The organism is Corallococcus sp. AS-1-6 (assembly GCF_020037015.1).
Lineage (GTDB): Bacteria > Myxococcota > Myxococcia > Myxococcales > Myxococcaceae > Corallococcus.
Genome location: NZ_JAIQDE010000007.1, coordinates 130,880 through 151,114, shown reverse-complemented (window position 1 = coordinate 151,114; position 20,235 = coordinate 130,880). Strand labels below are relative to the sequence as shown.

Here is a 20,235-nt window from a genome sequence, read left to right as displayed (position 1 = left end):
ACCTCCCCGAGCGGGGCGCGGAATGTAGAGGGTGGCCCGCTAGCAGTCCACCGGGCCTTTCAGGCTGGTAACGGTCGCTTCGATTTCTTCACACCCACCCAGCGTTTTCGCCCCGTGGGCCGCCAGCTTGATGCCCAGCACGTCCCCCACCACCACGTCCGCCATGGAGCGGACCACCACGCCGTCCCGCTGGCGGAACGTCACCGCGTAGCCGCGCGACATCACCTTCAGGGGGCTCAGGGCGTCCAGGCGGCCGCCCAGCCGTCCGAAGTGCGTCTGCGCGGAGGCCAGCATTCCCCGCTGGAGCTCCAGGAGCCGCGCTCGCGCCTGGGCCACCTTCGCCCGCTCGGCCGCCACCCGCGCCGTGGGGGACTGCCGCTCCAGCCCCAGCCGCGCGTCCGCCAGCGCGCCCCGCCGCCGGGTGACGCCCGCGCGAGCGGCGTCCGACAGGCGCATGGCCAGCTTGAGCAGGTGCGCCCGCTGCTCCGACAGCCGCGTCTGGGGCCGCGCCCGCTGCAGCCGCTCCTGCAGGGCGCGCAGCGTCTCCCGGTCCTGACGCACGCGGGGGCGCAGCACGCGCATCATCGCCTCCACCTGTTCGGACAGGTGCAGGCGCTGGTGGTTCACCTCGCGGCGAGGGTCCGGCAGCCGCGCGCGGAGCTGGCCCTGGCGCTCGCGCAGCTCCAGCACCCGGCGCTCCATGGCCCGGCGCAGCCGGCCGGACTGCGTGGCCAGCGTCAGCTCCAGGTCCGCCAGCACCGGCGCCAGCCGCTCCGCCGCCGCGCTGGGCGTGGGCGCGCGCAGGTCCGCGACGAAGTCGGAGATGGTGAAGTCGATCTCGTGGCCGATGGCGGACACCACCGGCACGGGCGAGGCGAAGATGGCGCGCGCCACCCGCTCCTCGTTGAACGTCCAGAGGTCCTCCACGGAGCCTCCGCCGCGCGTCACGACGATGACGTCCACGTCGGTGCGCGAGAGCCGCTCGATGGCCCGCGCCACGTCCTCCGCGGAGCCCTCCCCCTGCACGCGCGCGTCCGCCAGCAGCACGCCCAGCCGGGGGTTGCGCGAGTGCAGCACGCGCAGGAAGTCCTGGAGCGCCGCGCCGGTGCGGCTCGTCACGACGCCGATGCGCCGGGGTAGGAACGGCACGGGCCGGGGCGGCCGCACGCGCCGGTCGCCGATGAGCCCCTCCGCCGCCAGCCGCTGCTTGAGCTGCTCGAACGCGAGCGCCAGCGCGCCCTCGCCCACCGGCTCCAGCCGGGACACGATGAGGCTGTAGCGGCCCTGCGGCTCGTACAGGTCCACGCTGCCCTCGGCCACGACCTCCATGCCGTCGCGCAGCGCGAAGCGGATGCGGCTGGCCATGGACGCCCACACCTTCGCGTCGATGGAGGCGTCCGGGTCCTTGAGCGTGAAGTACCAGTGGCCGCGCGCGTTGGCGCCCCGGAAGCTGGACACCTCGCCGCGCACCATCACGCGCGGGAAGCGCGACTCCACCGTCTGCTTGATCTGCCGGGTGAGCTCGCCCACCGACAGCACCGTGCGCTCGGGGCGCGGCGGCGGGGTGACTGCGGCGGGCGGCGGCGGCGCGGCGACTTCAGCCACCGGCGCGGTGGGCGGGGCCGGGGGCGGCCTGCCTCCGCTGGCGGCCTTCGCCGGCGCGGGACGCAAGGGGGGTAGCAGCGACGTGCCGAACAGGTCGCCCTGCCCCGGCTCGTCGGCCGGGGGCGGCTCCAACCCCTTGCGCTTCTTCATCGCGACAGCTTCTCGACCCAGCCCTGGGCCTTGCCGTGCAGCTCGTCGTCGGGCGGCGTCATCGCGACGACGTCGCGGAACTTGGGCAGCGCGTCCTCCGGGCTGGAGTCCTTGATGGAGTAGGCCTGCATGTACAGGTCCTTCGCCTTGCCCTTGAGGTCGTTGACGATGTTGGCGGCGCCCGCGTGGCTGGGGTCCGCCTGGAGCGCGCGGCGGGCGAACTCCATGGCGCGCGACCACTGGCCGGCGGCCTTCGCGCCCGCGGCGCTCTTGTAATAGATGTTGCCCGCGCGGGTGCCCGCGTTGCGCGCCATCTTGCTGGCGCGCCCGTCGGTGATGTCCTTGTCCAGCGCGAGCAGGCGGGTGAGGCCCTTGGCGTCCAGGTCCTCCAGCTTCTTGTAGAGGTTGCCGAACTCCGTCACCTGCGCCATCAACTGCTTGCACTGGGACGTCTTGGCCGCGCACGCGTTGAGGATGGCCACCGCGCCGGTGATGTCACCGTCGCGGAAGCGGTCCACGGCGGGCTCCCACGGCTTGGGCGCCGCGGCCACGCGCACGGGGTCCGGACGCGTCAGGTCCGCGATGACGCGCACGGCGTCGTCGTTGACCAGCTTGCCGTCGCGGTGCTCGGGGAAGGTCGCGAGCACGTCGTCGGTGATGGCCTTGGCCTGCTGCACGTTCTCCAACTGGCGGGTGTCCAGCAGCCGCTTGGCCTCCTTCGTGCGCGTGTCGGCGGCGTCCGTCAGGTTCTTGCGCGCCGTCTTCAACTGCTCGTAGAGCTGGGTGTCGCTGGTCACCTTCTCGATGGACGCCTTCGCGCTGGCCAACTGGCCCTTGTCCAGCGCCGCCTGGGCCGTGCTCAGGTGGTTCTGGTTGGGGATCTCCCGCTCCGCGGCCTTCAGGTAGTCCGCCACGCCGGGGTAGTCCGGCGCCTGCGCGTGGAGCTCCTCCAGCTTCGCCTTGGCCTGCTGCCACTGGCCCTCGCGCACCAGGTTCTTCGCCTCCTGGAAGAGGCCGCCCAACTGCTCGCGGTAGCTGCGCTGCTCCGCCTCGATGCGGCCCTGCTCCTCCGCCTGTTGCCGCATGCGCGAGCGCGCGACGCCCAGGCCCGCGAAGAGCACCACCAGCACGGCGGCGCCCGCGAGCTTCATCCGCATGCGCTTGCGCTGCACCTCCGGCGAGAGCTCCGCGGCGGCGGCGGCCCGCGACGTCTGCGGGCGCGCGCGGCCCTCGCGGGCGGGGCGCGGGGGCACGGCCGTGGAACCGCGGCCCGCCGCCGAGGACGGACGGGGCCGGGGGCCGGTGGGGGCCTGCACCTTCGCGGTGCTGTTGGCGGTGTCCTCGTAGCGCAGCTCCGAGTCGCCCAGCGTGATGACGTCGCCGTTGGCGAGGAGCGTCTCCTCGGAGATGGGCTCGCCGTTGACGATGGTGCCGTTGCCGGAGCCCATGTCACTGACCATCCAGCCGGCGGACTCCTTGCGCAGCGTCACGTGCTTGCGGGAGACGGACGTGTCCTGGATGCAGATGGGGTTGTCGGTGGAGCGGCCGACCGTGTACTCGAGCTCGGAGAGCGCGAACTCCTCACCCTCCATGGGGCCGGCGATGACGACGAGCTTCGCGGGGCGGGCCGCGGCGGCACCGGCGGACGACCGGCGGACCGGCGCGCGCGAACCGGTCCCGGAGGAGGGCGTGCCAGATGTAGGCCGTCGGCGGGCGGGGGGTGGTGCGTTCGACATGGAGGTCACCGCGTCCTGCTGAGGGGGGCACGGGCCCTAAAGCTCGTGCTCATAGGCTTTTTCCAGCGCGAGATTGTGGCAGCGATGCTCGGCCGTAGGGAAGCGTCTCCGTACGTCTTCCAGGGTGGCGACCGCATCCCGTCGGCTGCGGAACTGAACCGCCCGCTGGAACTGCATCATCAGTTGGCTGCAGCGGTGGTCCAGCTCCGTTGAAATCTGGGCGATCCGCTCCCGGACGTCCTCGTAGAGCTCCGGCTTGTCGTCCAGCGCTTCCAGGGTGATCCACGCGGCGCGGTACTCCCGCCACGCCTTGAACAGGTTCTCCGCGCCCACGTCCTTGAGCTCGTAGAAGCGGGCCCCTGCCTTGGCGGCCTCCCGGGCGGAGGTGATGAGCTGATCCGGCGGCAGCTCCGGCACCGGGATGATCTCCAGCCGCAGGTTCCAGATGCGCCAGGGGTCTCGGCCGGGCGGGTTGAGGGCGTTGTCGAAGAGGAGCTGGTTGTTGGCGTTGCGCCGCAGGAGGCTGGGCGGGAGGACCTGCTCCAGCTCACGCTCGGCCGTCTGGGCGGTATCCGGGGGCACCCAGCCCAGGGACACGCCGTTGAGGGACAGGTTGACCTCGTCCCGGGCGATGTTGCTGGCCTGGTAGTGCAGCACCGCCACGGCGCGCGTGGGGGACACGAAGCGGAAGTCGAAGAGCTTGTCGTCGGCGTGGACCCAGCGCACCCCTTCGCCCAGGCCGAAGGAGTCCGGCACCGGCTCCATGCCCAGCGTGAAGGGTTCGCGGCCCGGGAGCCGGATGGCCGAGGGGGCCGCGAGCGCCACGAGCAGCGTCAGCACGCCCAGCACGGCCACGCCCGCCAGCGACGCGAAGCCGATGCGCCTGGGCAGCGACTGGCGCTGCCAGAAGAGGAGGAACCGGCCCTTGAGCGTCTTGCCCAACTGGCGCCGCTGGCGGGCCTTGTCGGCGGCGGACGAGGGCTCGACCTTCGCGACGACCGTCACCGGGCCCCTTGGCGCGGGCTGGGTGGCGGACTCATCCAGGTTGGCCGGCACGGGCAGGGTGGCTTCACCCTCCGCGTCCGGAGCGGGCACATGGGCCAGCAGTGGGATTTCGCCCGTCAGCAGCCCGGGGTCCAGGGCCGGGGCAGGCGGGGCGCGGTCGTGGCCGACGAACGTCACCGGCTCCTCGGAAGGCGGCGGGACGGGAGGGCTCCAGGCCGGCGGAGGCGCCGCGGCCGGTGCGGCGGGTCCGGGCGCGACCTGGCCCGAGAAGGTCCCGGAGGCCCGGGTCTCCTCGGGGGCCGCGGAGAGGTCATCGTCCTGGCCGACGAAGGTCGAGGGCTCGCTGGAGTCGATCGCGGCGGCGGGCGCGCTCACGATGCGCACCGGAGGGGCCACGAGCGGCTTGACCGGCGTGATGGGCCGGAGGTCGAGGACGGTCCGCTCCTCGGGCTCCTCCATCGCCGGCGGGGGCAGCGCGGGCGGGGCCTCCTGCGGCGGCGGCGCGACGGGAACCGGTGGCGCTTCCGGGGTCGCCGGAATCGCCATCAGCGTGCGCTCCTCGGGCTCGTCCAGCTCCGGGAAGGAGAGCGCCGGGGGCGGTGTGGCGGCGGGCACGGCCAGGTCCGCCGTGGGAATCGCCATCAGCGTGCTCTCGTTGGGCTCGTCCAGCTCCGGGAGAGGCAGCACGGGAGGCGGCGCGGCGGCGGGCACGCGCGAGTCCACCGTGGAGATCGCCATCAGCGTGCGCTCCTCGGGCTCGTCCATGTCCGGGAGGGACAGCACGGGAGGCGGCGTGGCGGCGGGCACGGGCGAGTCCACCGTGGAGATCGCCATCAGCGTGCGCTCCTCGGGCTCGTCCGGCGCCACGGGGGCCAGCTCCACGGGAGGAGGCACGGCGAGAGGCCGGGCGGGAGGAGGCGGAACCATCAGCCCCGGAGGAGACATCAACGGCAGGCCGGGTGACGAAGCCGCTGCGCCCCGGGCCGCCAAGGACGGTCCCGGCCCGGAGGCACGGACGGCGGCGGAAGCTCCCGAGGCCTTGTTCCCGGCCGACAGCACCGGGGGAGCAGCAGGAGCCCTGGCCGGGGAACCCTCGTTGGGAGCCGCGGAACCCAACACCGGAGGGCCCGCGGGAGTCCTGGCCGGCGCGGTCGCGCCCTGCCCCAGGCTCCCCACCACGGAAGGCGCGGCGGGAACCTTGCCCGAAGCAGAGGACGCAGCGGCGCCCAGCGCAGGCGGACCCGAGGGAGGCCGGGGCGGAGTCGCCGGAACAGAGGCTCCCTGCACACCAGGCTTGGGCGGAGTCGCCGCCCCCGGCGTGGGTGTTCCCAGCACGGGAGTTCCCGGTGCAGCCCGGCCCGGCGCGGAGGCACCAAGCACGGGAGGCCCCGGTGGCGTCCGGGCCGGAGCAGCCGCCCCCGGCGCGGAGGCACCGACCGCCGGTAGATCCGGAGCGGAGGGCCGCTTCGGCGTGGCGGCCGGCATCGGCATCGCCCCACCCTTCGCGGCGGGCACGGCCATCCCCGGGCGCGGCGGGGACGCGGGCCGGGCCATGGCCGGCATCGACGGCTGGTAGCTCGTGGGCGCCGCTTCGATCTCCGCGAGCGAGGCCTGCTCCACGCCCTGCGGCGACACCTTCGCGTGCGGCGGCGCGAGCATCCGCCGGATGGGCCGGGTGACGTCGTCGTCATCCTCCGGCGCCACCCACACGAAGGTGAACTCCACCGGCCCCACGGTGATGCGGTCGCCGTCGCGCAGTTGCTTCTGGCCGCCCAGCGGCTGGCCGTTCAACTGCGTGCCGTTCGCGCTGCCAACGTCCTCGGCGAAGTAACGCCCATCCCTCGCCGTGATGCGGGCATGACGCCGGGAGACACCGTGGTCATGCAGGACCAGGTCGTTCTCCGAGGTCCGGCCGATCTTCACTTCGGCCTGCTCGAAGGCGAGCTCCCGTCCAACCTGGAGCCCCTGGGTGATGGTGAGCAGGATGGGCAGAGGACTAGCCCCCGACGTTGCCGAACATGAACTGGAACACGATGGGCCCGAAGAGCACCATGAACACCGTCGGGAAGATGCACGCGATGAGCGGGAAGAGCATCTTCACCGGTGCCTCGCCCGCCAGCTTCTCCGCGCGCTGCGTGCGGTCGATGCGCATCTGCGTGGACTGGATGCGCAGCACCTTGCCCAGGCTCGTGCCCATCTTGTCCGCCTGGATCAGCGCCGTGACGAACGTCGTCAGCGACGGCAGGTCCACGCGCACGATCATGCCCTTGAGCGCCTCTTCACGCGTCTTGCCCATCTTGAGCTGCTTGAGCACCAACTGCAGCTCCTCGCGCAGCGGCCCCTGGCGGCCCTTCTCCACCACCTTCGCCAGCGCGCCCGTGAAGTCCATGCCCGCTTCCACCGACAGCGTCAGCAGGTCCAGGTTGTACGGAAGCGCGCGGCTGATGGCCAGGTGACGGCGCTTCACCTGGTCGTTCAACCAGATGAGCGGATAGAACAGGCCCAGCAGCATCACCAGCAGCGACCACGCCAGGTTCGCCCCGATGCCGTTGGCGACGAACAGGCCCACCAGCAGGCCCAGGAAGGCGCTCACCTCCTGCAGCGCCATGATGTCCTCGGGCTTGTACTGGGACGGCTCGCCCGCCTTGATCAGCTTGCGGCGCGTCTTGGACTCGTAGCCCGGCCACATGAAGCGCCGGTTCATCGCGCCCAGCTTGCGGATGGCGACGGAGCCCGCGCCCTTCATGCCGCCCGCGGACTCGTCGCGGACTTCCGTGAGGAAGCGCTCCAGGAGGTTGGTGTACAGGCCAATGCCCAGGAACGCCACCGCGCCCGCGGTCAGCAGTGCCGAGCCGCCCATCAGCAGAAATGTCAGGACTTCCTGCACGGTGCGCCTCGCTTCAGATGTCGATGTTGACGATGCGCCGGATGATGAGGATGCCCATGATCTCCATGATGGCGATCAGGGTCACCAGGATGTAGCCGAAGATGTGGTTCATCATCGGCTCCATCAGGTCCGGACGCATGTAGTTGAGCACCATGCCCAGCACCGCCGGCATGGCCGCCACGATCCAGCCTTGAAGCTTGCCCTGGGACGTCAGCGCGTCGATCTTGCCTTCCAGACGGAAGCGCTCGCGGATCACCGTGGAGATGGTCTCGAACATCTCCGCCATGTTGCCCCCCAACTGGCGCGCGATGTTGGTGGACACCACCACCAGCTCCAGGTCGTCGCTGCCCACGCGGCGGCCCATGTTGATGAGCGCCTCCTCCAGCGGCACGCCCAGCTTCACTTCCTTCACGAAGAGGCCGAACTCCTGGGACAGGGGCGGCAGCGCCTCGCGCGCCACGTGCTCGATGGCCTGCGGGAACGTGAGGCCCGCCTTGAACGCGTTGGCCATGGCCTGCAGCGCGTCCACCAACTGCACGTTGAACTTCTTGATGCGGCGCTTGCGGTAGTGCTTCACGAGCAGCATCGGCAGGAAGAAGCCGAAGATGGTCGCGAGCACCGCCAGGATGGGGTTGAAGATGATGTAGCTGAGGATGCCCAGAAGGCACATGCAGGCGATGTTGAGGATCAACATCTGCCGCGCGTCGATGAAGAGGAACATGTCGCTCAAGTCGTTCATCGACTTGGCGACGTAGCGCTCCTGGTACTGCTCATACGCCTTCGACAGGACGCTGAAGATCACCAGGCTGAAGAAGAACACCGAGCCGGTGACGAGAAGGAGGACGATACCTGCGAGCATGGGCGCGAATCCCCGGGGGATGAGGGAGGGGTCGGCAGGGCCGCTTCAGCGTTGGCGAAGCGGCCCCGCGCGCGACGACTACGGAGCTCCGGCCGAGGCCTTCTCGCCGCCGCCACTGCCCTTGATGATCTGGATGATCTCCCGGCGCTTCTGCTCCAGCACGCGGGTGCGCTCACCGGAGAGCAGCGTGCTGATGGTCGCGCGGCCACGCTCCTCGATGAGGTCCACGTCGTCCTCGTTGCGCAGGGACAGGGTCAACTGCCCCAGCTCCGCCGCCAGCACCAGGATCTCCGCCTCTTCCGGCAGCACCATCAACGAGACGTTGGAGTACTCGCGCTGGTTCTCCGGGATGAGGTTGATGTTCGTGGTGCCGGTGATCTTGCCCGTGGCGACCACGATGATGTTCTGCAGCAGCGTCACCGCGACGCTCTCGTCCGTCTGCGGATCGCGGAACGTGCCGATGATGTCCACGTGATCGTTGGGGCGGATCCACCCGCCCACGGACGTGGTCTGCTTCGCCTCGATGGTGATGGCGCGCGCCTTCTTCTGCACCTTCGTGGACAGGCGCTCGGCGGCCTTCGTCGTCTCGAACTGGCTCCAGAGGATGGGGTCGCCGGCCTGCAGCGCCACCAGCACCTTCTGGTTCACGATGTAGTTGGCGGAGTCCGGCTTCACCACCGACGAGGTGACGAACTGCTCCGGCACGGAGCGCTGGGAGATCATCTCGTACGTGATGACCGAACCCTCGGGCATGTCCTGGCCCGCCACCACCACGGGCACCAGGTTCCACCCGCGGCGCACATCCGATTCCTTCTTCTTGATGGCCGAGTAGGCCACGATGCCCGCGAGCAAACCGAGCACCAGTGCGACGACGAGCGGGGTCTTACCCTTCAACATGGTTCAAGGTCCTCCAGAACGGTGGGGCGCCGTCGTGGCGGCAGGACTGCTTTGGACGAGGGGGCGATGCCAGGGCGCGAACGGAGCAAGATGTTAGCCATGCCCCACATCGGGTGTCAAAACCACCTCTCGTGACAAAGCGGAATCCCGGGACCTCCAGCGCTCACGGAGCCTGCCCGCCCAGGGGGAGGACGGCTCGACGCAGCGGGTTGATCCGCGGCCCTGGCGTCCCTCAGGGGAACGGCAGGTTCAGCACGAAGTAAAACGAGTCGTAATAAATCTGATACGCCTCGAGGAACAGGTCGATGACGTTGGTCTGCCGGTCGTCCGTCCAGCGGATCTTCACCGTGGCGCCGATGACGAGCCCGACGATCAACACCCAGTTGATCATCGAGTACTCCACCATGGCCTGGCCACGGCGGGCCCGGCGCGGGGAGCGCGGCGGCGACTTCCGGGGGCTGTTCACGGGGGGAGCGTGCACGTCCGACGTCATGTCCCCATTATCCAGGACCCGGGCCCCGGCCGCATCGGTCATGTGGACTGCCGCCCTTCCCTACTGCGCGGGCTGGGAAGGAGCGGCCTTGGCCGGCGCCGTGGGGGGCGAGGCCTGACGCAGGCGGCGCTGGGCGAGCTGCGCCGCGCTGGAGCCGGGGGCCTCCTTGATGATCTGCCCGCAGACGGCGGCGGCCTCCCGGGTCCGGCCCTGGACGGACTCGGACTCGCAGAGCCGTGAGAGCAGGGCCAGCCGCTCGCTGCCGCTGGCTCCGGCCGCGAGCGCGGCGCGCAGCAGCCGTGCCTCCCGGGCGCGGTCACCCTGGTTCGCGGCGGCCTGGGCCTGGGCGGACAGGTCGCGCGCCGTCATCGCCTCCTGGGACGCGGACTTCTCCATGGGAGCGGGCTTCGCGGCCTCGGCCCGGGCGGACTCCTCCTTGGGCGCGGCGGGAGCGCGCGTGGACGGCGGCGACGCACCGCCGAGGGAGCCCACGCTGGCGGGGGCCATGGGCACGGCCTGGACCACGGGCGCGGAGGCAACGGGAGGAGGCGGCGGCGGAGGCGCGCTCGCGGACGTGTCCTCGGCGTCATCCGAGACGAGCCCACGGCCATAGGCCGCCTCACCCAACCGCAGGGAGTCGCCCTTCGTGGCCAGCGCCTTGTCGCTGACCTTGGCCGAGGCGCGCCCCCGCGCGGGCTCGTCCTTCGCGAGGAAGCTGTCATGGGCCTCCGCTTCCTTCGACGGCGCCTCCAGCGCGGCCGGAGGCGGCTCGAGCGCGGCGAACTCGCCGTCCGCGTCCCGGACGGCCTTGGCCACCTTCTTCTTCGGAGCCTCCGCGTCCGCGCGGCGCTCCAGCAGCGCGCCCCCGCTGCCCGCGTTCATCCAGTCCGACGGGCGGGCCGCGGCGGTGCCCTTGCGCTGGGCCTTGGTCTCCATCTGATTGCGGTTGAGCTCCATCGCGCCCGGCGCGGCCGCCAGGGCCTCCGAGCCGCCCTCGGGTGCGTCCTCTTCGAGGGGCGCGCTCGACGGCGCGGGGGCCGGGGCGACGGGGGCGACCTTCGCCGCCTCCATCGCCGCGCTGGGGGCGGCCCGCTGTGACAGGTTCGGCGACAGGTCGAGGTTCTCGCGCACCGTCAACGTCAGGAGGCCGAAGGTGCCCACCGTGGCCAGGCCCACCGCGGGCAAGAGGAAGCGGCGCCAGCGCGAGGGCTTCGGCTCGGGGCCGGCGGCGGCGCGGCGCGCGGACTGCTGCGCGTACGCGAGCAGCGACTCCAGGCCCGCGTCCGGCGCGGGCTCCGAGGACAACTGCGCCATGGTGGTGCGCACGCCGCGGATGTCCGCCAGCGCCTTCGTGCAGCGCGCGCAGCCCTGGACGTGCTGCTCCAGCGCGTGGGCCTCCGACGCGGGGAGCTCGCCGTAGGCGAAGTCGAGGAGCCGGTCCTCGTGCGCGTGGGCATTCTGGGCATTCATCCCGCCACCGTCCTTCCATCCTCCGACAGGTCGCCGTCCACGCCCAGCTCACCCAGGCGGCGGCGCAGTCCCTCCAGCGCGTAGCGCATGCGGCTCTTCACCGTGTTCTCGGACACGCCCGTCACCTCGGCGATCTCCTTGAACGGGATGCCGCTGTACTCGCGCAGCACGAACACCTCGCGCTGCTCCTCCGGCAGGGCCGACAGGGCCCGCTCCAGCAGGGGCCGGAGGCGGGCGTTGTGCGCGCCGCGCTCCGGGCTGGCCCCGGCGTCCGGCAGCCCCTCGCCCAGCGGACGTCCCTCGTCGCCGTCGGCACCCGCCGAGGGGGCTTCCAGGGACGTCGCCTGGCGGTAGCTCTCTTTGCGCGTGCTGTCCACGCAGAGGTTCCTCGCGATGGTGTACAGCCAGGTCGTGAACCGGGCCTTGGGCTCGTATTCCCGGGCGCTGCGGACCACCTTGAGCCAGGTCTCCTGCAGCACGTCCTCCGCCCGCGCCCGGTGGCCCACGAAGCGCAGGATGAAGTTGAACACCGGCGCGCGGTGCTTGCGCACCAACGCTTCGAACGCACGCGCGTTTCCCGCCTGGAAGGCGAGCATCAACTGCTCGTCTGAGGTTTCGGGTGCCAAACTTCCCCCAGTGCCCATGAAGCCACGGGTGCCATCCCCTTCACCGCCCACGGCCTGTAACGGACAGCCGTGCGCGAAAGGTCTATTCCGGCCGTGGCCGCCGGTAAGTGGCGAGAATGACAGGGACCGCCACCCCTGTCACCAGAAGTGCCTGCGCCAGCAGCACCGCCGGCAGCGGGCGCTGCACATGCACGTACAGCGAGCGGCCGAGCCCCACTCCCAGCAGGACGCCCGTCAGCGTGCGCACCGCGTTGGAACCCGAAGCGGGCCGGAAGCGTCCCACCGCCCAGTCCACGAGCGCGGGCAGCGTGAGGGCCAGCACCCCGGGCACGTCCCACTCCCACCGCAGCGGCGCCTTCAGCGCGAACAACGCGAGGAACACGCCCGCGAGCACCGGGTACGTGCCCAGGCACCGCGCGCACACGCGCACGCCCGCGAGCACGTACGTGCGGTTGTACTCATCCGCGTGATGATGGCTGAGCCAGAACACCGGCACCTCCTCCGGACGCGGAAACAGCGGGCCCGTCCTGTACGTCGCGCGAATCCCCTTCGGCCAGGAAGCACGCCGCGGCGTGGCCACCGCCCAGGGGATACAGCGGCGGTGACTCGCGGCGGCAGCGCTCCATCGCATGCGGGCAGCGCGGGTGGAACGCGCAACCGGACGGCGGCGACAGGGGCGAAGGCGGCTCTCCCGGCAGCAGCAGGCGCGTGCCGGGGCGCTCCGGATCCGGCACCGGCACCGCGGACAGCAGGGCCTGCGTGTACGGGTGGCGAGGCCCGGCATACAGCGCCCGCGACGGCGCCACCTCCACGATGCGGCCCAGGTACATCACCGCCACGCGCGTGGACACGTACTCGACGATCTTCAGGTCGTGCGCGATGAAGACGTAGGTGAGCCCGCGCTCGCGCTGCAGGTCCACCAGCAGGTTGACGATCTGCGCCTGGATGGAGACGTCCAGCGCGCTGATGGGCTCGTCCGCCACCACCAGGTCCGGACGCAACGCGATGGCACGTGCAATGCCGATGCGTTGACGCTGGCCGCCGGAGAACTCGTGCGGGTAGCGCTGGCGCGCCTCGCGGGGCAGCCCCATGGCGTCGAGCAGCGCCAGCACCTCGTCCTCGCGCGCCTTGCCCTTCGCCAGGCCGTGGATGGCGAAGGGCTCCGCGAGGATGTCCCCCACCGTCATGCGCGGGTTGAGCGACGCGTACGGGTCCTGGAAGACGAGCTGCATCTGGCGGCGCAGCGGACGCAGCTCGCGCTGCGACAGGCCGGTCAGCTCACGCCCGGCCACGCGGATGGAGCCGGAGGTCGGGTCGATGAGGCGCAGCACCGCGCGCCCCAGGGTGCTCTTGCCGCAGCCGCTCTCCCCCACCAGGCCCAGCGTCTCGCCCCGGGCGACGTCGAAGGACACGCCGTCCACCGCGCGCACCGTGCCGCGCGTGCGGCCCAGCAGGCCGCCCTTCACCGGGAAGTGCACCTTCAGGTCGCGCACCTGGACCAGCGGCTCGCTCATGGCGCGGGCACCGGATGATGGCAGGCGGCGGACTGGCCTCCGCGCTTCGGCTCCAGCGCGGGCGTGACGCGGGCGCACAGCTCCGTGGCGCGGTCGCAGCGGTCGCGGAACGCGCACCCGGACGGCAGCGCGGTGAGCGACGGCACCATGCCGGGAATGGCCTTCAGGCGCTGACGTCCGCCCTCCACCGCCGCGCCCGCGTCGTGCAGCGACGGGATGGAGCGCAACAGGCCCGCCGTGTACGGGTGCGCGGGCCGCGCGAACAGCTCGCGCACCGGGGCCTGCTCCACGATGCGGCCCGCGTACATCACCACCACCGCGTCGCAGCTCCCCGCCACCACGCCCAGGTCGTGGGTGATGAGCATCACCGCCATGTTGCGCTCGGCCTGCAGGCGCTTGAGCAGTTCGAGAATCTGGGCCTGGATGGTGACGTCCAGCGCCGTGGTGGGCTCGTCCGCGATGAGCAGCGCCGGATCGCACGCGAGCGCCATGGCGATCATCACGCGCTGGCGCATGCCGCCGGAGAGCTGGTGCGGGTACGCGTCCACGCGCTCGCCGGGCGCCGGGATGCCCACCTGCCGGAGCATCTCCACCGCGCGCTCACGCGCCTGGGCCTTCGTGGCGCCCAGGTGCAGCCGGACGCCCTCGCCAATCTGCTCGCCCACGGTGAACACCGGGTTGAGCGACGTCATGGGCTCCTGGAAGACCATGGCCACGTGCCGGCCGCGCACGCGCCGCATCTGCTTCTCCGGGAGGGCCAGCAGGTCCTCGCCCCGGAAGCGCACCTCGCCGCCCACCACGCGGCCGGGCGGCTGGGGGACCAGCCGCATCACCGACAGCGCCGTGAGGCTCTTGCCGCAGCCGCTCTCCCCCACCACCCCCAGCGTGCCGCCGGGGGGAACGGAGAAGGACACCCCGTCCACCGCGCGCACCGTGCCGCGGGGGAGCGACAACTGGGTGACGAGCCCCCGCACGTCCAGGAGCGGGGCAACGGCGGAGGCCCCGGGGGACGGCGCGGCGCCGGTCACTTCTGGGCCAGCTCCTCCAGGAACTCCGCCTCCTGGATGAGCCCCTTGCGGATGAGCAGGCGGATGAGGCTCGCGACCATGCGCGCGGGCTTCACCTTCTCCGTGTCCAGGCTGGCCTCTTCGCCGCGCGAGATGCGGTCGATGTCGTCCAGCACCGCCAGGTCCTCCTCGGAGAAGTCCGGCTTGGGCGTGAGCGCCACGGACGGCTTCACGCCCTGCGCGGCGCCGCCGAAGAGCACCACCGGGACGCGCGGCTTGCTCGGGTCCTCCGGCTCCGCGGGGGGCGGAGGCGGCGGCGGACGGGCCGCGGCGGGCGGGGGCGGCGGACGCGGGGCCTTGGGGACCTTGGGACGGGGCGTGGAGCCCAGGATGTCCTCCAGCACCTCCGCGCCGTCCACGCCCGACTCGTTGGGCGGCGGCGGCGGCAGGTCCCAGTCCAGCGCCGGCGCGGGCGGACGCGGCGGCGTGGGCGCGCGCGCGGCGGCGGGCGGGGGCGGCGGAGACGTCAGGATGTCCGGCGAATCGTCCTCGTCCATGTCCATCGGTTCAGCCTCCACGATGTCCAGGGGCTCGCCCCGGCCGCGCGACAACGCCTGCTCCAGGTCATCCGGCGCGGCGACGAACACCTTCAGCGGCTTGCGAAGCTGGAAGCGCAGCTCGTCCACCAGCATCAGGTTGCCCGGGTCCTCCACCGCGACGTGGATCTTCTCGCTGCGGCCGTCCTGCTCCGCCGCGAAGAGGAGCACCCGGTGCTCGGTCTGGAAGTCCATGGACACCAGCGAGGACACCGCATGCGGGATGTACTCGGGGATCTCCACGAACGGCAGCTCGTGCTGCGCCGCCAGCGCCCGCGCGATGTCCCGGCCCGTGCACAGGCCCATGGACACCAGCACCTCACCCAGCTTGCGGCCCTGTCCGCGCCGTCCGGACGCGAGGGCCTGCTTCACCTGCTCGTCCGTCACCACTCCGGCCTGGACGAGGAGTTCACCAATCTTCTTGCGCATGGCCGGGGGCTACCGCTTGACCTTGGCGAGGTATTCCTCGCGGGAGAAAACGCCCTTCTCGATGAGCAGCTCCACCATGGCCTTCAGCGCCGCGACCTCCTTGCGCTGGACCTCCTCCACGCTCTTGAGCAGCTCCGCGGGGCTGCCCGAGGCCGCGCGCGGCGCCTCCGGCGGGGGGGCCTGGCGGGGCGGCGGAGCGGCGGCGGGCTTGGGGGACATGGCGACGGCGGCGGCCGGGTCCAGGTCCTTGAGGTTCTTCACGACGGTGCGCCCTTGGGCGTCCACCACCTTGAAGTTGGTGTCCGCGTCCTCCAGCTCCGCCGTCTCCTCGTAGAGGCGCGCGAACGCCCGCGCCACGGAGGTGCGCCCGGCCACGTTGGCCACGATGCGGCACTTGGACAGGGCGCGCAGCTCGTCCAGGACGCGCACGTTGAGCGGATCCGACATGGCGACGACCAGCGTCTTGCCGTCGTCGCGCAGTTGCAGCGGCACCACGGAGAAGTCGCGCGCCGTCTGCGCCGGAATCTTGGCCTTCACGTGCGGCGGAACCATCTGCACGGAGTCCAGGTTCACCGCCGGCATGCCCAACTGTTTCGACAGGGCGCGCACGAGGATGTCCTCGGAGACGAGGTTCATCCGGACGAGGATCTCGCCCAGCTTCCCGCCCCACTTGGCCTGCTCGGCGAGCGCCGCCTTGAGCTGGCTCTCCTGCAGGACGTTCGCCTTGATCAGCAGTTCTCCAAGCTTGATCTGTGCCATGTCGTGCGCGCCATAGTACCCGGTTTGCGCCGGGACGCTGCCTTTCGACGCCTGGAAGCTCAGGAACCCGGCGCAGGGGGCGGCTGCGACACCGCCCCTTCCGGGCGGACCTCCTGGCCCCGCGCGTCGACGTCCACCACCTTCGCCCCCTCGGGCGCGCCCATTTCATAGAGCGTCAGGTCCGGGCGGCCGTTGAGGCGGATGTCCGTGTACTTCAGGTCCAGCTTCGTGTCCGCCGAGGCGGCGATGAGGTGCACCTTGTCCGGGAAGAACTGGTCGCCCCGCTGCTGGAAGTCCTCGAACGCCAGGTCGTAGCCCGGCACGCCCCGGACCTCGCTCTTCACCACGCGCAGGTGCTTGGGGTCCACGCGCAGTGTCTGTGTCGCCGGCCCCCGCTGGAGATTGAGCACGTAGACCCGCTCCTTCTCGTCCAGCTCCAGGGTCATGGACTCCGGCGGCAGGAGGGGGACCTGGCCCAGCATCACGGCCACCAGCTCCTCGCTCGGCAGGACGACGGGCAGGAAGCGGGACACGTTCTCCGCGCTCGCGGGGCCCTGGAGGTACGTGTTCTCCCGCGCCTGGTAGATGCCGAAGCGCTCACCGTCGGAGACGAGCGAGGCCACCGGGCGGTTGAAGAAGTCGTACGTCTCCAGGTGGATGAGGGCCGGGCGGGTGATGGAGAGATAGGTGGAGAGCGTGCCGCTGCCCTGCGGGGAGTCCACGTGGAGCTTGGCGTCGCCCTCCAGGTTCACCACCTTCGCCTGCCGCTCGCGCACGTGCTGGTAGAGCGTCTGGGCGTCCTCGATGCGGCCCTCCGGACCGAACTCGAGACGTTTGGGGCAGGCCGAACAGAGGAGGGCCAGGAAGATTGCGGCGGCTGCGCGGTTCATATGTCCTAGTGTGAGCCAGGGCCGCCTGCCCGGTCATCCATCATGAGCCTGAACGATCTACTTCATTACCTTCGCCTGGGCGGCGTCACCCTCGCCCTCCTCCTGGGCGCCTCCGTGGTGGCCCTGGGCGTGGCCATCGAGCGGCTCATCGCCCTCTGGGGCGTGAGCGAGCGCTCCCGCAACCTGGGGGAGATCGTCCAGAAGCACCTCCTCCGGGGGGACGTGGCCGCCGCCCGCACCGCCGCCGAGCGCTCCGACGCCGTGGCGGCCGACATCTTCCTCGCCGGGTTCGATCGCTGGGAGCGCTCCCGCTCCAGCGGCGGCAACGGCATTGAGTCCGCCGTGGAGCGCGAGCGCGCCCAGGTGGGCTTGAAGCTGCGGCGCAACCTGTGGCTGCTCGCCACCATCGGTTCGACGACGCCCTTCGTGGGCCTCTTCGGCACCGTGGCCGGCATCATGCGCTCCTTCAAGGACCTGGGCGTGGACGTGGAGGCCGGCGGCACCGGCGGCTCCGCGGCCGTGATGACGGGCATCTCCGAGGCGCTCGTCGCCACCGCCGTGGGCATCCTCGTCGCCGTGCAGGCGATGGTCTTCTACAACTACTTCCAGGCCCGGCTGTCCCGCGTGCTGGTGGAGCTGCGCCTGTTGGGCGACGAGTTCGCGGAGGTCCTCAAGGAGCGCTCCGCCGGCGGCCCGCTGCCGGAGGCCACGCCGCCCCCGCGCGAGAGCACCCCGCCCGGATCCGCAGCCCGCCCGGATCCGCAGCCCGCCTCGTAAGGAGACACGCCCACCATGGCCATGGGAAAGACGCCCGGCTCGGGCGACGACGAGGTGGAGGGCGCGGGCTTCGCGGAGATCAACATCACGCCGCTGACGGACGTGATGCTCGTGCTGCTCATCATCTTCATGGTGACCAGCTCGGTCATCACCCAGCAGGGACCGGGCGGCGGCGCGAAGGCGGGCCTCAAGGTGAACCTGCCCAAGGGCGGCGCCGCGGACGTCACCGCGCGCACCACGGACCTGTCCGTGGCGGTGCTGGCGGACGGCCGCTTCGTTCTCGCGGGCAACGTCGTCGCCGAGGCCGAGCTGAAGCAGGCCTTCGACGCCGCGAAGAACCAGAACCCCGACACCGTGGTGATCGTCCAGGCGGACGAAGGCGTCCCCCACGGCACCGTGGTGCAGGTGATGGAGCTGGCGAAGAAGGCCGGCCTCGCGCAGCTCGCCATCGGCGTGCGCGAAGGCAACTAAGCAAAAGGCCCCCCGGCGCATGTGCCGGAGGGCCTTCTTCACTTCAGGACTTCAGGTGCCTCAGACGCCGCCGAACGCCGCGTCGGTGATGTCCATCGGGGAGGTGTCCTCGGTGGCGATGAGGCGCGCGGCGTACTCCACGTTGGGCAGCACGTTGCGCGCGTACCACAGGGCGCTGAACTTCTTGCCCTCGTAGAACGCCTTGTCCGGGTGGTCGGCGGCCACGTTGGCGGCGGCCTTCTCCGCGATGACGGCCGCGTCCAGGAGCAGCCAGCCCACGGCGACCTCCGACATCATGTTGAGGAAGCGGTTGGCGGACAGGGGGATGAGCGGGAAGCGGCCCGCGTCCTGCGACCAGCCGAACAGCGCCATCGCGCTGGACATCAGGCCTTCCTGCGCGCCGGCCAGCGTCTTCACGGCCTCGCCCAGCACCGGGTGCTCGCGGTGCGCTTCCACGAAGCTGCCCACGTCGCCCATGAACTGCTGGAAGTGCGCGCCGCCCGCCTGGCCCATCTTGCGGCCCACCAGGTCCATGGCCTGGATGTGGTTGGTGCCCTCGTAGATGGAGAAGATCTTCGAGTCGCGCGTGTACTGCTCCACCGGGTAGTCCTGGATGTAGCCGGCGCCGCCGTACACCTGGATGGCCTGCGCGCAGAGGCGGAAGGCCTGGTCGGAGCCGTAGGACTTCACCAGCGGCGTCAGCACCTCCACCTGGCCCTTGTGGTAGGTGGCCGCGTCGTCGTCCTTGCCCGCGAGCTGCTTCGCCTTGTCCAGGTGCATGGCCAGCTTGATGACCAGCGCGCGGATGCCCTCCACGTGCGCCTTGATGTCCAGCAGCATGCGGCGCACGTCCGGGTGCTCGATGATGGCGGCGCGCGGCGCGGACGGGTCCTTCCACTTGGTGAAGTGGGAGCCCTGCTTGCGGTCCTTCGCGTAGTCGAGCGCGTTGTAGTACGCGGCCGACGCCAGGCTCACGCCCTGGATGCCCACGGCGATGCGCGCGCCGTTCATCATCTTGAACATCTGGCTCATGCCCACGTGCTCGACCGTGCCCACGAGCTCGCCCAGACAGCCGTCGTTCTCACCGAAGTTGAGGACACACGTGGCCGAGCCGTTGATGCCCATCTTGTGCTCGATGGACGCCACGGTGACGTCGTTGGACTGGCCGGAGGAGCCGTCCGCGTTGATGCGCAGCTTGGGGACGATGAACAGCGACAGGCCCTTGGTGCCTACCGGCGCGCCGTCGATGCGCGCGAGCACCAGGTGGATGATGTTCCCGGCCATGTCATGGTCGCCGCCGGAGATGAAGATCTTCGTGCCCTTGATGCTGTAGGTGCCGTCCGCGTTGCGCTTCGCGGTGGACTTGGCCGCGCCCACGTCGGAGCCGGCGTGCGGCTCGGTGAGGCACATGGTGCCGCCCCACGTGCCGTTGAGCATGCGCTCCACGAACTGCTTCTGCTGCGCGGGGGTGCCACACTCGGCGATGACCTCCGCCGCGCCGAACGCCAGGCCCGGGTACATGTTGAAGGCCGTGTTGGCGCCGGAGAGGATCTCCTCCACCGTCACCTGGAGCATCATCGGCGCGCCCTGGCCGCCGTGGTCGGGGCTCACCGCCACCGTCTTGAAGCCCTGCTCGTAGAGCTTGCCCCACGCGTCCTTGAAGCCCTTGGGCGTGAAGACCGAGCCGTTCTCCACCCGGCAGCCCTCCCGGTCACCCACCGAGTTGAGGGGCCCCAGCACCTCGCGCGCGAAGCGGTACGTCTCCGTGAGGACCGCCTTCGCCTCGTCCGGGCCCCAGGCGTCATAGGGGGCCGTGCCCGCCACCTGGCCGAAGCCGAACTGCTCGAACAGCGTGAAGAAGATCTCTCGAAGGTCGGTCTTGTAGGTGTTGATGCCCGCGGACATGGCCACTCCTGCGTAGGGGCTCGCTGCCTGCCTGCTTCCCGCAGGGCGGGAAAAAGTAAGGGTCAGCGGCCCATGTGACGCAGGAAGTGTGGCGTCGACTGATTTTTGAGTCAACCCAAGATGACACCCCGCGTTGACGAGCGGTCGAAGCCGCCCTTC

General features: G+C 71.1%; 18 protein-coding genes. 2 read left to right on the top strand and 16 right to left on the bottom strand.

Features of this window, described 5'->3' with window-relative positions; all coding sequences use genetic code 11:
- Positions 1-39 precede the first annotated feature (39 nt).
- From xseA to K8612_RS12120, 15 genes are all read right to left on the bottom strand, one after another.
- Positions 40-1,755 (bottom strand): exodeoxyribonuclease VII large subunit, encoded by a 1,716-nt coding sequence (gene xseA, locus K8612_RS12190; protein ID WP_223741413.1) that lies wholly within the window; start codon positions 1,753-1,755, stop codon positions 40-42.
- Positions 1,752-3,491 (bottom strand): FHA domain-containing protein, encoded by a 1,740-nt coding sequence (locus K8612_RS12185; RefSeq protein WP_223741412.1) that lies wholly within the window; start codon positions 3,489-3,491, stop codon positions 1,752-1,754. The genes xseA and K8612_RS12185 overlap by 4 nt, the downstream gene beginning before the upstream one ends.
- A 36-nt stretch (positions 3,492-3,527) precedes the next feature.
- Positions 3,528-6,470: an FHA domain-containing protein gene (locus tag K8612_RS12180; RefSeq protein WP_223762505.1), complete on the bottom strand. Its 2,943-nt coding sequence runs from the start codon at positions 6,468-6,470 to the stop codon at positions 3,528-3,530.
- 22 nt (positions 6,471-6,492) lie between these two features.
- A complete protein-coding gene (locus tag K8612_RS12175; protein ID WP_223741411.1) occupies positions 6,493-7,383 on the bottom strand; it encodes a type II secretion system F family protein in 891 nt (296 codons plus the stop codon).
- Positions 7,384-7,396: 13 nt separating this feature from the next.
- Positions 7,397-8,242 carry a type II secretion system F family protein gene (locus K8612_RS12170; protein WP_223741410.1) on the bottom strand — a complete coding sequence of 282 codons (846 nt, stop codon included), beginning with the start codon at positions 8,240-8,242 and terminating at the stop codon, positions 7,397-7,399.
- 78 nt (positions 8,243-8,320) lie between these two features.
- Positions 8,321-9,139, bottom strand: coding sequence for a Flp pilus assembly protein CpaB (gene cpaB / locus K8612_RS12165; protein WP_120622540.1), 819 nt, complete (start codon positions 9,137-9,139; stop codon positions 8,321-8,323).
- A 232-nt stretch (positions 9,140-9,371) separates the two neighbouring features.
- Entirely contained in the window at positions 9,372-9,632 is a 261-nt protein-coding gene (locus K8612_RS12160) for a hypothetical protein (RefSeq protein ID WP_120565599.1), read from the bottom strand.
- Positions 9,633-9,692: 60 nt separating this feature from the next.
- Positions 9,693-11,102 (bottom strand): zf-HC2 domain-containing protein, encoded by a 1,410-nt coding sequence (locus tag K8612_RS12155; protein WP_223762382.1) that lies wholly within the window; start codon positions 11,100-11,102, stop codon positions 9,693-9,695.
- Positions 11,099-11,746, bottom strand: coding sequence for an RNA polymerase sigma factor (locus K8612_RS12150; protein ID WP_206793212.1), 648 nt, complete (start codon positions 11,744-11,746; stop codon positions 11,099-11,101). Before K8612_RS12150 ends, K8612_RS12155 begins: the two co-directional genes overlap by 4 nt.
- 64 nt (positions 11,747-11,810) lie before the next feature.
- Positions 11,811-12,218, bottom strand: coding sequence for a DUF2085 domain-containing protein (locus K8612_RS12145; protein WP_223762381.1), 408 nt, complete (start codon positions 12,216-12,218; stop codon positions 11,811-11,813).
- On the bottom strand, positions 12,187-13,242 hold the full coding sequence (locus tag K8612_RS12140; protein WP_223762380.1) for an ABC transporter ATP-binding protein: 1,056 nt from the start codon (positions 13,240-13,242) through the stop codon (positions 12,187-12,189). Before K8612_RS12140 ends, K8612_RS12145 begins: the two co-directional genes overlap by 32 nt.
- Entirely contained in the window at positions 13,239-14,270 is a 1,032-nt protein-coding gene (locus K8612_RS12135; RefSeq protein ID WP_223762379.1) for an ABC transporter ATP-binding protein, read from the bottom strand. The genes K8612_RS12140 and K8612_RS12135 overlap by 4 nt, the downstream gene beginning before the upstream one ends.
- Positions 14,267-15,274: a general secretion pathway protein GspE gene (locus tag K8612_RS12130; RefSeq protein ID WP_223741405.1), complete on the bottom strand. Its 1,008-nt coding sequence runs from the start codon at positions 15,272-15,274 to the stop codon at positions 14,267-14,269. Before K8612_RS12130 ends, K8612_RS12135 begins: the two co-directional genes overlap by 4 nt.
- 9 nt (positions 15,275-15,283) lie before the next feature.
- Positions 15,284-16,033, bottom strand: a complete 750-nt coding sequence (locus K8612_RS12125; protein WP_223741404.1) for a general secretion pathway protein GspE — start codon at positions 16,031-16,033, stop codon at positions 15,284-15,286.
- A 59-nt stretch (positions 16,034-16,092) separates the two neighbouring features.
- Positions 16,093-16,923 carry a DUF4292 domain-containing protein gene (locus K8612_RS12120; protein WP_223762378.1) on the bottom strand — a complete coding sequence of 277 codons (831 nt, stop codon included), beginning with the start codon at positions 16,921-16,923 and terminating at the stop codon, positions 16,093-16,095.
- A 42-nt stretch (positions 16,924-16,965) separates the two neighbouring features.
- On the opposite strand from K8612_RS12120, the gene K8612_RS12115 reads away from it, so the two are divergent.
- Both K8612_RS12115 and K8612_RS12110 read left to right on the top strand, forming a co-directional pair.
- Complete coding sequence (locus K8612_RS12115; protein ID WP_223762377.1) at positions 16,966-17,700, top strand: MotA/TolQ/ExbB proton channel family protein; 735 nt, start codon at positions 16,966-16,968, stop codon at positions 17,698-17,700.
- Positions 17,701-17,715: 15 nt separating this feature from the next.
- Entirely contained in the window at positions 17,716-18,171 is a 456-nt protein-coding gene (locus tag K8612_RS12110; protein ID WP_014397668.1) for a biopolymer transporter ExbD, read from the top strand.
- Between the two features lie 60 nt (positions 18,172-18,231).
- Here K8612_RS12110 and K8612_RS12105 read toward each other — a convergent pair whose 3' ends face one another.
- Entirely contained in the window at positions 18,232-20,076 is a 1,845-nt protein-coding gene (locus tag K8612_RS12105; RefSeq protein WP_223762376.1) for an acyl-CoA dehydrogenase, read from the bottom strand.
- Positions 20,077-20,235: the final 159 nt, after the last annotated feature.

Excerpts from the sequence above, each read along its gene's own strand:
- K8612_RS12185 (WP_223741412.1), bottom strand. The coding sequence starts at position 3,491 with ATGTCGAACGCACCACCCCCCGCCCGCCGACGGCCTACATCTGGCACG.
- K8612_RS12150 (WP_206793212.1), bottom strand. The coding sequence starts at position 11,746 with ATGGGCACTGGGGGAAGTTTGGCACCCGAAACCTCAGACGAGCAGTTG.
- K8612_RS12105 (WP_223762376.1), bottom strand. The coding sequence starts at position 20,076 with ATGTCCGCGGGCATCAACACCTACAAGACCGACCTTCGAGAGATCTTC.
- xseA (WP_223741413.1), bottom strand. The coding sequence starts at position 1,755 with ATGAAGAAGCGCAAGGGGTTGGAGCCGCCCCCGGCCGACGAGCCGGGG.
- K8612_RS12140 (WP_223762380.1), bottom strand. The coding sequence starts at position 13,242 with ATGAGCGAGCCGCTGGTCCAGGTGCGCGACCTGAAGGTGCACTTCCCG.
- cpaB (WP_120622540.1), bottom strand. The coding sequence starts at position 9,139 with ATGTTGAAGGGTAAGACCCCGCTCGTCGTCGCACTGGTGCTCGGTTTG.
- K8612_RS12170 (WP_223741410.1), bottom strand. The coding sequence starts at position 8,242 with ATGCTCGCAGGTATCGTCCTCCTTCTCGTCACCGGCTCGGTGTTCTTC.
- K8612_RS12130 (WP_223741405.1), bottom strand. The coding sequence starts at position 15,274 with ATGCGCAAGAAGATTGGTGAACTCCTCGTCCAGGCCGGAGTGGTGACG.
- K8612_RS12160 (WP_120565599.1), bottom strand. The coding sequence starts at position 9,632 with ATGACGTCGGACGTGCACGCTCCCCCCGTGAACAGCCCCCGGAAGTCG.
- K8612_RS12115 (WP_223762377.1), top strand. The coding sequence starts at position 16,966 with ATGAGCCTGAACGATCTACTTCATTACCTTCGCCTGGGCGGCGTCACC.
- K8612_RS12120 (WP_223762378.1), bottom strand. The coding sequence starts at position 16,923 with ATGAACCGCGCAGCCGCCGCAATCTTCCTGGCCCTCCTCTGTTCGGCC.
- K8612_RS12110 (WP_014397668.1), top strand. The coding sequence starts at position 17,716 with ATGGCCATGGGAAAGACGCCCGGCTCGGGCGACGACGAGGTGGAGGGC.
- K8612_RS12155 (WP_223762382.1), bottom strand. The coding sequence starts at position 11,102 with ATGAATGCCCAGAATGCCCACGCGCACGAGGACCGGCTCCTCGACTTC.
- K8612_RS12125 (WP_223741404.1), bottom strand. The coding sequence starts at position 16,033 with ATGGCACAGATCAAGCTTGGAGAACTGCTGATCAAGGCGAACGTCCTG.